Source organism: Metamycoplasma alkalescens (genome assembly GCF_900476125.1).
In the GTDB taxonomy this organism is placed as follows: domain Bacteria; phylum Bacillota_I; class Bacilli_A; order Mycoplasmatales; family Metamycoplasmataceae; genus Metamycoplasma; species Metamycoplasma alkalescens.
Genome location: NZ_LS991949.1, coordinates 616290 through 632423 on the forward strand (window position 1 = coordinate 616290; position 16134 = coordinate 632423).

Here is a 16134-nt window from a genome sequence, read left to right on the forward strand (position 1 = left end):
ATTCTATGATAAGGAGGCAACAAAAATGGACAAATGACCAAAAGGAACTTTTGTAGAAAATTCAAAAAGATTTACCGATAAAAAACTAATGATGAAAATTATTGAAAAAAATCTGGACGATACAATGAAAGATAAAAATTTTGTTGAACTTCTAAAAAGATTGGATAAATCATAATTTTTAAATGAATGATAAAAAAGTAAAAAATGAATTTCTTAAATAAAAACAAATTAAATTTTTTAATCAAATATGAAAAAGATCTTAATATAGATCAAATTTTGGATTTATTTGAAAATAAAATAAAGACTATTGAAAATCCAAAAAATCAAGAAGAATATGTAAATTTATTATTTGAAATTATTAGTGAAATGACATATTTAGATGACCAAATTAATGCAAAAATTTATAAATCAATATTGTCTTTTGATATTAATAAATTAGAACAAATTAAGAAATTTATTCAAAAATGAAAACAGATTGATAAGGTTGAATTTAATCAACAAATATTCGGAACTTCAATTAATTTTATGATGAGTGATCGAGAAATATATGAAGCTGAAAATCTTTATGATCTAATTGATGAATCAATTAAAAACCATGGGATGGTAAGTGAATTTATTCATTTAGTTGGCCCATGATTTAGCTCTTCTGGTCAATATTTAGAATTAAATGACAGTGTAACTGGATTTAAAAACCAATATGAAAAAAGTGATTTAATAAATGAATTTAAAAAAGAACTTGCAAAAAGAGACTTTGATGATTTATTAAACCCAGATTATTACTAATTTTTATAAAAATAATCTTAATTATTATGGAATTAAAAAAATGAAGTTTTAAGATAGAAAAAATCTTTTAACTTCATTTTTATTTTAATCTTCTTCAATAATATAGTCTGTAAAAATTGATAAATCCTCCATTTTAAAAACATGAAAAGAAACTAATGATTTTTTAAATCAATTTATTGTTCTTAAATGTTGTAAGGCTTTAGTAATTTGTAACAAATTATTTATTGATCTTGAGAAATAGAAACTGTTTGATAATCAATGAAAACCATAATGACGTAAGATATCACGAATATCTTCATATGCTTGCTTATAGTTTTCTTTATCAATATTTTCTTTTTCTTTTGTATATTCTCTAATTAAGTTTTCTTTTTTTAAATAAAAAACTAATCCATACATAATTAATTCCTTAAATATTGCGCTAATTAATTATATCATAATCATTTTTTAATCCTTGTGGGGTCAATTTTGAGAAATATAAATTATTTAATTGATCAGTTTTTTAGCTTCAGTTAGATTAACACTGAAAAAACTAGTTACCCCTCTTTTTTGCATGGTTGCACCATATAATTTATCAACTCTTTCCATTGTTCCTTGACGGTGTGTAATCACAATAAACTGTGTATTTTCTTTTAAGTTTTGTAAAAATTCTGCAAAACGGATCACATTTGCTTCATCTAAAGCCGCTTCAACTTCATCCAAAATACATAATGGTAATGGTTTGGCTTTCAAGATTGAAAATAGCAATGAAATTGCAATCAAGGCTTTTTCACCCCCTGAAAATAGTTTCAAATTTTTAATTGATTTTCCAGGAGGTTGAGCCATAACATCAATCCCACTTTCTAATAAGTTATCAGGATCAGTGTATCTTATTTCAGCCGTTCCACCCCCAAACATTTTTGAAAATACATATTTAAATTCTTCATTTGCAAGCGAAACAGTTTCAGTAATTCTTTGAATAATAATTTTATCCATTTCATCAATTACTTCTTCAATTGTTCTTTTAGCTTCAATGATATCTTTTTCTTGTGTTTTAACTTCATTGTAACGACTTTCGACTTCTTCTAATTGCGCAATTGAGTTTAGATTAACATAACCCAATTCTTTAATATCATTTTTTAAATCATCAACAATTTTTCTAGCAACTTCAAAATCAATATCAGGATTATAAAATTCTTTAGCCGTTTCAAAAAGCATATTATATTGCTCTGCTAATCTTTTTGTAATGTTATTAATCATTACTTCTGATTTGGTTTTTTCAGCAATCTTATTTGCATTATTAGTAATCAAAATATTAAGTTCATTGTTTGCAATACTTTTTTTTGTGTTTGCATCTGAGAATTCTTTTTTGGTTGTTTGTAGTAATTCATTTTGTGAATTTCTAGTTGCAATTAAATTACTTTTTTCAAGAATTAATTTTTGAATTTCTGAAGCAATATCAACAACTTTTAATTCATCAATTTTTTCATCACTAATGCTTTCATATTTGATTCTTAACTCATCAAATTTAGTTTCATTACTTTCTAAAAGAAATTCTTGTTTTCTAATGTCTAAACTAATATTTGATAATAAAATTCCTAAGTTTTTTTCTTCTTGTTCTAAATTAATATAGATTTCATTTTTTTGTGCAATGTCACTTAGAATACTTGGTTTTTGCGATTCTAAATCTTTAATTTGCTCATCCAAACCCAACAATGAGGAATCTTCATTTTTTTGTCCCCCACTTAGAACACCACCAACACGAATGATATCGCCATCAAGCGTTACAACCATGTATCTTTTTTCTAATAATTTTGAAATTTTATTTGCATTTTCAATATTATCAACAACTAAAATATTGCCCAATAAGAATTTTTTTAGAATTTCATACTCTTTTTCTACAACGACTAAATCTGAAGCAATACCAATAAATCCTTTTTGCGTTTGTGCAGCAATTGCATAATGTTCAACAACATGCTTTGGAGCAATTGAACCTAAAGGAATAAAAGTTGCCCTTCCACCATTATTATTTTTTAAAAATTCAATCGCTTTAACTGCTGTTTCTGAGTTGTCCACAACAATATGATGCAAAGCATTTGCCAATATTGTTTCAATTGCAATTTTGTATTGTGTATCAACTCCAATAAGATCAATTACTAATGCTTTAAATCCTTTAAATAAATGCGCATTATTAACAATATTTCTTGTTCCTTTTTGTAGATTATTTCTTGAATTTTTAATGTTTAATAAGTAATCTAATTTTGAATTTATTTTTTGTACTTTATCTTTTTGAAAATCAATCTCATTTTTGATATCTTGTTTTTTTGCAGCGATAGCAACAATTTTTTCATTAAGACTGTTGATTTCTTGTTTTTGTTTTTGAATAAATTCTTTTATGATTGAAATTTTTGTATGAATAGAACTTAATTCATCTTTTAAAGCAGCTTTTTTTTGTTTATTATCAACAGTTATTTCACCATTAATTAGCATCTCACGATGTTTTTCTTCTCTTGCTGCCCGAATTTCTAGGTTTGTGATTTGATTTGTTATTTCATCAATTTGGGTGCTTAATTTTGTAATTGTTGAATCTAAATTTGCCATTAAATCACTTTTTTGTTCAACAATGTCCGAATACATTTTTATTTTTATTTCTAAATCTTCTTTTTCTTGACTATAAGTTAAAGATTCAGTACTTAATTTTTCAAGATTTTGTGAATGTTCAATAAAATCATGAATCAACAAAGACACTTCAAGATCTTTTAGTTCCTGGGTTTTTTGAGTATAAATTTTTGCTTTTTCAGCTTGCTTTTGTAATGGTTTAATTTGTTTTTCTAACTCTTGAACAACAATTTCAATTTGATTTAGTGCTTCTTGTGTTCTTTCTAATTTACGCATTGCTTCTTGTTTTTTTGAACGATACATCGAAGTTCCTGATGCTTCTTCAAAAATTTCACGCCGTCTTTCAGGTGTAGCTTCAGCAATATCCGAAATTGTTCCTTGACTAATAATTGCTAAAGAAGATTTTGAAATTCCACTTTGCATGGCAATTTCTTTAATATCTCTTTGACGCGCAATCTCACCATTAATGTAATATTCATTTGATCCTTTACCTCGATTTAAGACACGTGATATTGTAAAAAAATCATCTTGAACACTAATTGCCCGATCTTTATTATCAAATGTTAAAACTACCTCAGCACGATCCATTTCTTTTTCTGTTTTGGAACCAGCAAAAATAACATCTTCCATGTTATCTCCACGTAGTGCTTTAGAACTAGTTTCACCTAAAACCCAACGAATTGCATCATTTATGTTTGATTTTCCTGAACCATTTGGTCCAATAATTGCTGCAACTCCGCCATTGAATTTTAAGGTGATTTTATCTGCAAATGATTTAAATCCGTGAGCTTCTACTTGTATTAATTTCATTCTTGTTTGTTCTCCATAAATTTAATCTTTTTTTAATTACAAATAACTTACTTTAAAATAAATTATAGTAGTAACTAAAAAAATATCAATAATAATTAATTTATTGAACATTTATAATTAAAATCTATCTGAAAAATAGTCGATGAATTTTAGATTTTATAATCTATAAAAAATTCAAATAAAAACAAAAAATCAGTTCACTAGATTCAATAAATTCAATAATTTGATTTTTTTTATTGTTTTATCCTAGGAAATTACTAATTTCAATTTAAAATAAGGTGCAATATTTGATAAAATTTATATTTAAAATAAAAGAGGTATGATAAATGTCAAATCACAAAAAATGAAAGAATAAAAAAATAAATATTAATAATTATCAAAGCTTTGAAATCAAAAAAGAAAAAAGAACTCTTTCAGATTCATGAAAAACTGCTTTAACAAGTTTATTTTTAATTGCAATACCTTCATTTATTTTATTTTTGTTAATTGGAAAAGATGGTTGAATTATTCCAACAACCAAAAATTTTGCAAGATGAGAACTTTTGTTACCAGTTGCAATTCTAATTGCAACATTGCAAACGTTAGTTGCTTGCTTACTAATTTTTAAATTTAAAGCACTGAAAAGAAATTCCTTAATTTTTTTAGTCCCATTTGCAATTGCAATGTCATCTTTCGTTGTATCATCTGGTGCAGAAAGTTGAATATATCGGGTATTACCTGCTGTTGGTTTAGCATTATTGGCACTTCCTATTTTGTTAGTTATTAAAAAAATAGAAAAAAATATCGACAATAAAAAAAGAATTGAACTAGAAAAATTAGAAAAAGAACAAAAATCATTACTAGACTAATTTAAGTTTAGTTTTTTTATTTTTATATAAAGAGGTTGAATATGTATAAAAAAATATCGCTACATGACAAAGAAATTGCGCAAATTATTGAAAATGAATCTAAAAGACAAGAAGAACATATTGAATTGATTGCTTCTGAAAACTATGTTTCTGAAGATGTATTGAATGCTGTAGGTTCATGTTTAACCAATAAATATGGTGAGGGTTATCCCGGAAAAAGATATTATGGTGGTTGTGAATACATTGATCAAATTGAGCTACTAGCACAAGAGCGAGCAAAAAAACTTTTCAATGTTAAATTTGCTAATGTTCAACCATATTCTGGTTCTGTCGCCAATGCTGCTGTTTATATGTCGCTTTTAAATCCTGGTGACAAGGTTTTAGGATTATCACTTGATTCAGGTGGACATTTAACACATGGGTATAAAATCTCATTTAGCGGTATTTTTTATGAATCTTATACATACAGTGTTAATGAAGACGGAATAATTGACTTCAACGAAGTTCTAAAAATTTCTAAAAAAGTTAAACCTAAAATGATCATTTGTGGTTATTCAGCTTATTCGCAAATTGTTGAATTTGATAAGTTTAAAAAAATTGCTGATGAAGTTGGTGCTTACTTATTTGCTGATATTTCACACATTTCAGGGTTAGTAATTGCTGGATTGCACCCTTCTCCTGTTGGTTATGCTGATGTAATCATGACAACAACACACAAAACATTAAGAGGAACAAGGGGAGCAATTATTCTAACAAATAATGAAGATCTTGCTAAAAAAATTGATCGTGCTGTATTCCCTGGTTATCAAGGAGGAGCATTGTTTCACCAAATTGCTGGAAAAGCTGTTTCATTCTATGAAGCAATGCAACCTGAATTTATTGAATACCAAAAACAATTGCTAAAGAATTCAAAAGTATTTTGCCAAACTTTTATTAACAAGGGTGTGAAAGTTATTTCCGGATTAACTGCAAATCACTTATTTATGATTGATGTGAAAGAATCATATGGACTAACAGGAAAAGAAGCTTCAGCAATTTTACAAGAATGTAATATAACTGTTAATAAAAATTCAATTCCAAATGACACAGAAAGTCCGCTTGTTTCAAGTGGAATCAGATTGGGGACTGCAGCAATGACTTCGAGAGGATTTACTGAAGATGAGTTCATTATCTTAGCAAATTTAATTGATAAATGTTTAAGAGAACATCAAAATGGTGACTTAAAAAAAATAATTAAAAAAGAGATTGCAAAATTAACATCAATGTTTCCAATTAAAAGAAACTATATTAAAAAATAATTGGGGTTTATAGAATATGGAATATGATACTTTAGAAACGAACATTAAAAATTGGATCTCAGTTGTGGCTGGAATTGTTGATTTTTGCCCTTTAGATCAAAAAAATGGCATTGATTTTGAAAACAATGGGATTATTATTCAAAAAAGTAGACAAATAAAAAATGGAATCGATTTAAGTCTTGGTTTAATTATCCTAGTTAATTTAAATGCAAAAATAATTGTTGAAGAAATTTATCAAGTACTAAATTATAGATTAGAGAAAAATAATTTAAAAATATCAAGTTTAAGTGTTTACATAAAAGGGATTAAATAATGAGAAATATTAATGGAAAAGAGTGATTAAATGCTGTTTTATCTGGAGCTTATAATTTAAAAAATAAACAAAATTTAATTAATGCATTAAATGTCTTCCCAGTCCCTGATGGTGATACTGGTTCTAATATGGCTTCAACAATTTTGGGTGCAGAAGAGGTTAAATTAAATGATAATCTATCAATATCTAATGCATCAAGTGCGATTGCACAAAATATGTTATTTTCTGCAAGAGGAAACTCTGGAGTTATTTTAAGTCAAATTTTTAAAGGTTTTTCAGTTGCTTTTCAAAATAAAAAAGATATAAATTCTTATGATTTGGTTCGAGGGTTTGAAGAAGCAGCAAAATATGCCTATAATGCTGTTTTAAAACCAATTGAAGGAACAATTTTAACTGTTATCAGGGAAATTTCTGAAGGGCTAAAAGAAAGCGTTTTAATTGACACAGATATTATTGATGTTTTGAAATTAGCCTTAAATATGGCGCGTAAAAGTTGTGATAACACACCAAATTTATTAACAGTTTTAAAAGAAGTAAATGTTACTGACTCTGGTGGTGAAGGACTATATGCAATTATTGAAGGAATTCTTGCATATTTTGAAGGCAATGCAATCAAACCACTAGAAAATGAACTAGAAGTTAATAAATTCATTTCTGATACTGAAGTTTTTGATGGTGAATTTGGTTACTGCACAGAGTTCATTGTTGAACTTAAAAAACCAAAAAAATTCAATAAAGAATCATTGATTAGTAAATTAGAAAAACACGGTAACTCAATGGTTGTTGTTAAAGATGATACTTTTTTAAAAATTCATATTCATGCAGCTAAACCTGGAAATATATTGAATATTGTTGATAATTTAGGTCAATTTGTAAAGATAAAGATTGAAAATATGACCTTGCAAGCAAACAATAGCAAAAAAAATAGTGATTCAATGCAAAGCAATGATAATACAGATAATAAACCTAAAAAATCAGCAATTATTTCATGCAACACAGGTTCAGGAATTATTAATTTATTAAAAGAAAACGGCGCTTCATATATTATTGAAGGCGGCCAAACAAATAATCCTTCAATAAAAGATATTATTTTTGCAATTGAATCAATCAATGCTGAAACAATTTTTATTCTTCCTAATAATTCAAATATCATTCTTTCAGCACAGCAAGCTTCAACAATTATCAAAGATAAAAAAATTATCATTATTCCAACAAAATCACAAGCACAGAGTTTAAGTATTTTATACAACTTCAATGAAGATAATAGTCCTGAAGATAATCACGAATTAATGAATAATGCTTTATCATATATTCATTATGGTGAAATTGCTCCCTCAATTAAAACAACTAAATTAAACAATATTAAAGTTAGAGCTGGTAGTTTCATGGTTATAAATGAAGGTAAATTAGTTGATACCGCACCAACATTTAATGAAGCAGCATACCGATTACTAGATGAATTAATTCATGAAGACACACAATTAGTAACGGTTTTCTATGGTCAAGGAGTCACAGAAGCTGATATTAATGATTTAAAAAATTATATTGAAATTAATTACAATATCACTTTTGAAATTTATGATGGTGGACAAGATATTTATCCATATCTAATTGCTGCAGAATAGGAGAAATTAAAATGAAAAAAATTGTTTTTGATGTTTTAAATAATGATAATGGTACTCATTTTGCAATTCTTGGAGCTGCTGCTTTTAAATCAAAAAATAAAAATTATGAAATTGCCTTAGTTGGAGACAAAGAAATTATTGAAGAGGAATTAGCAAAAAAACCTTTTTCATTAACAAAAGATGATTTCATCATTGTTGATTCAAAAAATTTAGTTTATATTAAATCAAGTCCAAGAGAAGCACTAAAAAATCCTTCATCAATGTTAGATGCTTTTAATTATTTAATTAAAAATGATTTTGATGCAATATTAAGCAGTGGTGATAGTGGTGCTTTTACAACTTTGTCAATGTTAAAAATAAAAAGATTGCCAAATGTTGAAAGAATTGCTTTTATGCCAGTCTTGCCATCAACAAAAGGAATACATACTTTATTGCTTGATGCAGGTGCAAATATTGAAACGTCTGCTCAGTATTTACAAAATTGAGCAATAATTGCAAATGAATATCACAAATTAATTTTTAATTCAAATAATCCAGTCATTGGTTTATTAAATATTGGGAGTGAAGAATACAAAGGAAGCACAATTCTTAAAGAAGCCAACTCGTTGTTAAAAGAAACTTCAAATCTTAATTATCTTGGTTTCATTGAACCAAAAGATGCAATTAATGGTGTTGTTGATATCATTCTTGCTGATGGTCAAAATGGAAATATCTTTTTAAAAACAATGGAATCATCTTTTCTTGGATTTGGAAAACTTCTTAAAAAAATCATTCATACAAATTTAAAAACTAAAATTGGTGGTTTATTAATCAAAAAACAATTGAACAAACTTAAAAATGAGTTTGATTATCGCAATGTTGGCGGTGCTTATATTATTGGACTTGAAAAAGTTGTGGTGAAAGCTCATGGTGGATCCGATGAAATTGCATTTGAAAATGCTTTAAACCAAATTAAATTTGTTTTAGACAAAGAAGATTTTAATAAGAATCTTAAAGAAGGACTAAGTAAAATCAATAATGAAATTAAGTAAAGAAGATATAATTTTTTGGAATTCATTATCATTATTTCTCGCTAATTTTAATTTAGATGTTTCTTCTTTGGATGATAAGCAAAAATATATTTTAATTACTGCTTTTACACATAAATCATTTTCAAATGAAAACAAAAACTCTCACCATAATGACTATTTAGAATTTATTGGTGATGGGTTATTACAATTTATTACAACTGAATGAATTGCGAAAAAAAATCCATGGTGGGAATCGGGTTTAGCAACAAAATTAAGAAGTTCAATTGTTGACAAAAATAATTTGGCAAAACTAGCAAAAAAATATCATTTATTCCAACATCTAAGACATTCAAAATCAGCTTTTATTAATGGAATAAATCAAAAAACAATTTCCAATCTCTATGAAGCCTTTATTGGTGCAATTTATATTGTTTATGGTTTAAATATTGCAATGCAAATCACAAATGATACATTGGGGTTAACCTTTGAAGAGCATTATAATTCACAACATTCACATCCCAAGAATGTTTTACAAGAATTCTTTCAAAAATCAAGTGCTTCAAATGTTGAATACATTACTGAACAACTTCCTAACAACACATTTGGTTCAATTGTTAAATTTGAAAATATTCAGTATGGTGAAGGTTTTGGTAAATCCAAAAAAGAAGCTGAAACAAAAGCTGCAATTGATGCTTTAGAGAAACTAAAAAAATAAAATTTAAAATCTATAAGAATGGAATTTTCATATATTTTTTAAATAAAATAATCTTCTATTTTTTAAATAAATTTGAATAAAATTTCAATCAAAATCATGCTAAAAGAAGTGAAAATAGGGAAAAAATTCCCTATTTTTCAAAAAAAAAAAAAAATGTTACTATTACTTAAATGGACCAAATTTACATAAAAAAATGTCCATAATATATGTTAGAAACAAGAACTAAAAAATTGAATTTTATTTTAAGAGAGGATTTAATTTTATTAAAAGTATGAAAAAAACAAATAAGATACTACTAGCAATAGGATCAATATCATCAATATCTGCATTACCACTAATTGCAGCTTCATGTAAAAACAAAGAAAAAGAACAAAAAGAAAAAGAACAAAAAGAAAAAGAACAAAAAGAGAAAGAACAAAAAGAAAAAGAACAAAAAGAGAAAGAAAAGAAAGAACAAATTGAAAGAGTTACTTCTCAAGTTAAAGAAATTTGAAATAAAGATTTCAAAAACAAAGTAACTAGTGCAAAAAATTATTCAATGCTTGTTGAAGAAATTAAAAAACAAATCACAAGACCAGATTCAAAATCTTTAATTAAATTAGTTGATCAAAGTAAATTAAGAGAAAGACCTAAAAAAGGGCAATCAGGCCAAAAGCTTGAGTTAAATGTTGGAAAAATTAAAGTAAGTTTAGAATTTGGTGAAGTTAAAGAAGGAAAGCAAGTAACTAAATATATTGATGAGCATGGTAAACTTCAAGAAACTGATGCAATTGATTTATCAGATACAAAAAAATATGGTGATAAATTTAAGAATGTTAAGAAAATAGTTCAAATTGGTTATTATGAGCATGAAGATAATCATGATGGTAATAAACTTCATATAAGAGCAGTTTCAATGCCAACAACAGTTGAGGAAGTTCCAACTGAATTACCAAAAGAAATTACTTCAACAAGATCAATGTTTTGGGATGCTGCTAAATTTAATCAAGATATTTCTGGATGAGATACCTCAAACCTAGAAACAATTGATCAAATGTTTGTTGGAGCAAAAATGTTTAATCAAGATTTATCAAAATGAAATGTTTCAAATGTTAGAATTCTAGATTTTGCATTTTCTGAAACAGAAGCATTTAACCAAGATTTATCAAAATGAGATATAAGTAATGTTACATCAATGGAAAGAGTTTTCCAGAAAGCAAAAGTATTCAACAATGGAAATAAACCTTTATTATGAGGAAACAAAACTAAAAAAGTTAAAAATATGAACAGTTTATTTGCACATGCATTTAAGTTTAACCAAGATATTTCAGGATGAGATGTATCAAGTGTAACTGATATGGAACAATTATTCCTTTCTGCTCATGAATTTAACCAACCTCTAAATACTTGAAATGTTAAAAATGTTAAGAATATGAGAAATATGTTTTATTCAGCTCATAAATTCAATCAAGATATCTCTGGATGAGACACTTCTAATGTAGAAGATATGGGAAATATGTTTTTAGATGCTAAAGCATTTAATCAAAATATCTCAGATTGAAAAACTCCAAAAGTTAAAAAATGAGATGCATTTGATCAAAAATCAAATAAAGAATGGAAAAACGGACATAAACCTGCAAAATGAATTGAATATAAAAATAATAAAAAAATTAAAGAATAATTCTAATTCTCATTCATTGCATTTTAATTTTTAAAATTACAAATTTAAATAAACTTTATAAAATATTTTTTAAATGCCAATGAATTTGGTAGTTATCAAAATAAAATTCAGACTTTTTTTGCATAATGCAAATTGTCTGAATTTTTTATTTTTAAAATAATTCAATTTGGTTTGTTTCGTTTAGATCTTTTAAGATTCCTAATTTTCTTAATTCTGAACAAATTTTAATGTTTATTTTTGCACGATCAATTAAATCTTCAATTGATAAAAAAGGACTTTCATTTCTTGCTTTAATAATTGCTTCAGCAACGGTGTCCCCAAGGCCATCAACAACAATAAACGGAGGAATCAAGGAATTAGTTTCTTTATCAACAATTCAATCTTTTGCTTGTGATCTTTCAAGTGAAACATTTTGGATTTTATAACCTCTTGCATACATTTCTTTTGTAATTTCAAACGTTGTAATTAGTGCATTTTCTTTTGTTGAAAGCGGATTTGAACGATCATTTTTACGATTTTTATATTCATATAATAAGGCACTTACTTTATTATACCCATTTGACATTGTTTCAATATCAATTGCATCTGGACGAATTGAAAAATATGAAGCATAAAATTCAAGTGGATAATATAGTTTATATCAACCAATTCTTCAAGCCATGATTACATAAGCTGTGGCATGAGCTTTTGGAAACATATATTCAATTTTCTTTAATGAATTAATGTATCATGAAGGAATATTTTTATTGATTAATAACTCTTCCTGTTCGGTTGTTAATCCTTTGCCTTTCCGCACTCTTTCCATAATTTCAAATGCAATAAGCGGTTCAATATTTTTTTTAATTAATTCTTGCATAATGTCATCACGACAACAAACACAATCTTTTAATTTAAACCCTTTTTTTACTAAATCTTCAGCATTTCCTGCTCAAACATTTGTTCCATGACTTAGTCCACTTAATAAAATTAAGTCATTGAATGTACGAGGTTGTGCTTCTTTCAACATTCCCCTTACAAAGGAAGTTCCAAATTCAGGCAATCCATATGCTCCTGTTGTTTCATTATCAATCATACTTGGTTCAATTCCCAATGATTCAGTTGTATAAAATAATTTCATAACTTCTTTATCAAATTTAGGGATTTGTTTAACACTTATTTTTGTTAAATCTTCAAGCATTTTAATTGTTGTCGGATCATCATGCCCTAACAAATCAAGTTTTAGTACATTATCATGAATTGATTCAAAATTAAAATGTGTCGTTTTTCAACTACTACTTGTATCATTTGCAGGGTAATTAACTGGCGTAAAATCTTCAACATCAAATTCTTTAGGAATAACAATAATTCCACCGGGGTGTTGACCCGTTGTCCGCTTGACTCCGGCTGATTTTGTTGCTAAAAAATCTAAAAATGTTCTTGATCAAGGAATTTCAGAAGATCTTACTTCATGCATATATTTTTCACAAAATCCAAAAGCAGTTTTCAAAGCAATTTTTGAAATTGTTCCTGCGCGAAATGAATGATCCTCACCAAATAATTCCTTAACTAAGTTATGAATGATTGGTTGATATTCACCACTAAAATTTAAATCAATATCAGGAACCTTATTTGCTTCAAACCCTAAGAAAGTTTCAAAAGGAATATTATGTCCATCTTTTGTTAAAAGTTCATTACATTTTGGGCATTTTTTATCTGGCAAATCTCAACCGGAATAAATATTTTCATTTGTATTTCATTCAAAATATTTACAACTTAAACAAAGATAATGTGGTTCAAGTGGATTAACTTCAGAAATTTGTGCCAGATTCGCAACAATTGATGAACCAACCGAACCTCTACTTCCAACTAAATATCCATCTTCATTTGAACGCTTAACTAGTTTATGACTAATTCAATAAATTGCTGAGTAACCATATTTGATAATTGGATTTAGTTCTTTTTCAATTCTTTCAACAATTTTTTTATCTGGATTATTACCATATTTTTGGTGGAGATTTTCATACACTAATTCTCTTAACTTGATTTCAGAATTATCGAAACTTGGCACATATAATTTATCCTTAATAACTTGAATATCACCAATTTGATCCGCAATTTTTTTCGGATTATAAATCACAATTTCTTTAATTTTTTTCTCATCATTTAGAAATACAAATTCATCAAGCATTTCTTTTGTTGTTAAATATTTAAAAATTGGTTGTTCTTTATTTTTTAATCAATGTTTACCCCCGCCTAGAGAAGGAGCATTAATATAAATTGCATGAATCAATTTTTGGTAATCATACACATATCTTGCATCTGAGGTTGCAACGCAGATTTTTTCTAAACTATCACATTTAGCAATTAAATCTTTATATGCTCATTGTAAATCACTTCATGCAATGTCTTCTTGTTGCACATAATAAACAAAGGAACTAATTGGTGGTAGTTCAATATAATCAAAATTTTTAATTTCATCAAGAATTTCATCATCTGTTCCAAAAAGAACTTTGTCCCATAGAAGTGATTGATTTGTGGCTGAACCAAATAAAAGATTTTGATATTTATTTTTATTTTCAATATAAAACTTGGGACCTTCAGCAAAGTCTGATGTTAATGAATTTGATAAAACGTTAAATAATTCTTTTAATCCTTCTTGATTTTTTGCTAGGATCCGAATCTCTGTTGGTCTTTTTCTTTTTGATCACAATGTTGTATCAATATTTAGTAATTCATTTGCGTTATGAATATTTTTTTCAACTGCTAAGCGATGAATCATCCGCAATCAAACTTGTGCTAAAACATTTGCATCATAATCAGCGCGGTGTGCCTCTGCAACATTGTATAAAATATTGAAACGCTTACATACTTTTTCAAGTTTATGAATTCTTTCATCTGTATCTAAAAAATAAGAAACTCTTAATGTATCAATGCAAACTAAGTTGTTAATATCCAAATTGTAGTTTTTAAATTTTTGAAAACACATTCGCATATCAAAACTACCATTATGCGCAACTGCAATTCTTCCATTTAAAATTTCATAAATTTTTTTAATTCCTTCTTCTTGTGAAAGACCTTTTTTTAATTGCATTTCATCAATATTTGTCAATTCTTTGATTTTTTGACTCAAAGTCTTTTTAGTTTGTAAGAAAAATTGAATTTTTTCAATTTGCATCCCATTTTTAATAATTGATGCTCCAAATTCAATAATGTCATCAAATCTTGAAGATAATCCTGTTGTTTCAAGGTCAAATACCACATATTCGGCATCTTTTAAAATAAAATCTTTATACCCAATAAATATTGAATTTCTTGCTGAAATTGTTGAAACTGTTGCACCATAAATTGGTTTAATATTTTTATTTTTTTTCAATAAGTTATAAAAACTTGGAAAACTTTGGGCATTATCTAAATCTGTGATCGCAATTGCTTCATGATTATACGCAGTAACTGCTTTTAAATATTCTTCTGGTGAAGAAATCCCATCCTGAACACTCATGTTTGTCCGAATTGCTAAATCAATTCTTTTTTCTTCCTCGTTGTCTTTTGATAAACTGATTAGGGGACTTGTGGTCGTAAACCAATTTTTTCCAGATGCCATGATGAATTTTGTTTTTGTATAAGCATCATCACTTAAAAGTCCTTGGACATAAATTGTGTCGCCTTCTTTTAAATTAGGTTTTTCTTCATCTTCATCTTGAATGCATTTAATTGTAATAGCTTCTTGATAATCTGAAATTCGAAGACTTAAAATTCTTTTATTTGTACTCGTTAATTTTTGCTCAAGAAAAAATATTTCACCCTTAACAATGACTCTAATTTGCTCAAAAGTCATTAAGGCATCACTTATGCTCATTTCAATTGGTTTTTGATTATTTTTTGTAAATTTGGAATTAAAGGCAATTTTATTTTCTTGATTTTTAATTAAATTTTGCTCCGCTTCTTTTTTATATAAATCAAATGAATTAATTAAATTGTTGACAACAAATTTTCCTTTGTTAATTTCTTTTTTTTCATCTAATTTATAAATTGGAAAAAGAAATTCAAACCCAATTTTTTTAAGCGCTAATTTGATATTGTCATTGTATAGTTTAAATTTCTCATACGCATTTTTTAGCGGAATATTAAAAACTATTTGATTATCACTTAACTCTAAGGTTTCAGGAGTAATAAATCCTGAGATTGATTCTAAGTTTAAAAAAGAATTATTAATAACATATTTCAAATAATCTGCAACTATTTTTTTATCTAAGATTACATTTTGAATTGATAAATTGATTTTACAATCAGGAAATTTTTTCTTTAAAGCATTTTTAAAGTTTATATATTCCAAAATATCAATATGTTCTTCAAACAAAAGATCAAAAACTCAATTTTTATATCCTTCAATCGCTGGTTGAACCGATAAAAGTTTTGTTCCATCAAAAACACTTGAAGCTTCAAATTTTATTTCCTTGCATAAAATTTCAAAACTCTTATCAAGCATAAAATCTCCTTT

At 26.7% G+C, this 16134-nt stretch carries 12 protein-coding genes; 9 read left to right on the forward strand and 3 right to left on the reverse strand.

Annotated elements, in window-relative coordinates; genetic code table 4:
• The first annotated feature begins 25 nt into the window (after positions 1-25).
• Positions 26-175 carry a hypothetical protein gene (locus D2845_RS06695; protein ID WP_170127865.1) on the forward strand — a complete coding sequence of 50 codons (150 nt, stop codon included), beginning with the start codon at positions 26-28 and terminating at the stop codon, positions 173-175.
• Positions 176-204: 29 nt separating this feature from the next.
• A complete protein-coding gene (locus D2845_RS06700; protein WP_002881553.1) occupies positions 205-783 on the forward strand; it encodes an Mbov_0392 family ICE element protein in 579 nt (192 codons plus the stop codon).
• An 84-nt stretch (positions 784-867) separates the two neighbouring features.
• On the opposite strand, the gene D2845_RS06705 is transcribed toward D2845_RS06700, so the two are convergent.
• Complete coding sequence (locus D2845_RS06705) at positions 868-1179, reverse strand: hypothetical protein (protein WP_002881555.1); 312 nt, start codon at positions 1177-1179, stop codon at positions 868-870.
• Between the two features lie 87 nt (positions 1180-1266).
• Positions 1267-4188 carry an AAA family ATPase gene (locus D2845_RS02665; protein ID WP_110858485.1) on the reverse strand — a complete coding sequence of 974 codons (2922 nt, stop codon included), beginning with the start codon at positions 4186-4188 and terminating at the stop codon, positions 1267-1269.
• A 326-nt stretch (positions 4189-4514) separates the two neighbouring features.
• Here D2845_RS02665 and D2845_RS06710 point away from each other — a divergent pair, with 326 nt between their 5' ends.
• The 7 genes from D2845_RS06710 to D2845_RS02700 all read left to right on the forward strand — a co-directional run bounded on the left by D2845_RS06710 (position 4515) and on the right by D2845_RS02700 (position 11657).
• Positions 4515-5036 carry a hypothetical protein gene (locus D2845_RS06710; protein ID WP_002881559.1) on the forward strand — a complete coding sequence of 174 codons (522 nt, stop codon included), beginning with the start codon at positions 4515-4517 and terminating at the stop codon, positions 5034-5036.
• A 41-nt stretch (positions 5037-5077) separates the two neighbouring features.
• Positions 5078-6334 (forward strand): serine hydroxymethyltransferase, encoded by a 1257-nt coding sequence (gene glyA / locus D2845_RS02675; RefSeq protein WP_002881560.1) that lies wholly within the window; start codon positions 5078-5080, stop codon positions 6332-6334.
• Positions 6335-6350: 16 nt separating this feature from the next.
• Positions 6351-6647: a hypothetical protein gene (locus D2845_RS02680; RefSeq protein WP_002881562.1), complete on the forward strand. Its 297-nt coding sequence runs from the start codon at positions 6351-6353 to the stop codon at positions 6645-6647.
• Entirely contained in the window at positions 6647-8272 is a 1626-nt protein-coding gene (locus D2845_RS02685; protein WP_002881564.1) for a DAK2 domain-containing protein, read from the forward strand. Before D2845_RS02680 ends, D2845_RS02685 begins: the two co-directional genes overlap by 1 nt.
• Before the next feature lie 11 nt (positions 8273-8283).
• The gene (plsX, locus tag D2845_RS02690; RefSeq protein WP_002881566.1) at positions 8284-9303 is read left to right on the forward strand and encodes a phosphate acyltransferase PlsX; all 1020 of its coding nucleotides are present in this window, start codon (positions 8284-8286) and stop codon (positions 9301-9303) included.
• Positions 9290-9997: a ribonuclease III family protein gene (locus D2845_RS02695; RefSeq protein ID WP_110858484.1), complete on the forward strand. Its 708-nt coding sequence runs from the start codon at positions 9290-9292 to the stop codon at positions 9995-9997. Before plsX ends, D2845_RS02695 begins: the two co-directional genes overlap by 14 nt.
• A gap of 271 nt (positions 9998-10268) precedes the next feature.
• Entirely contained in the window at positions 10269-11657 is a 1389-nt protein-coding gene (locus D2845_RS02700; RefSeq protein ID WP_117275981.1) for a BspA family leucine-rich repeat surface protein, read from the forward strand.
• Positions 11658-11808: 151 nt separating this feature from the next.
• On the opposite strand, the gene D2845_RS02705 is transcribed toward D2845_RS02700, so the two are convergent.
• Positions 11809-16122, reverse strand: coding sequence for a PolC-type DNA polymerase III (locus tag D2845_RS02705; RefSeq protein WP_110858128.1), 4314 nt, complete (start codon positions 16120-16122; stop codon positions 11809-11811).
• Positions 16123-16134 lie beyond the last annotated feature (12 nt).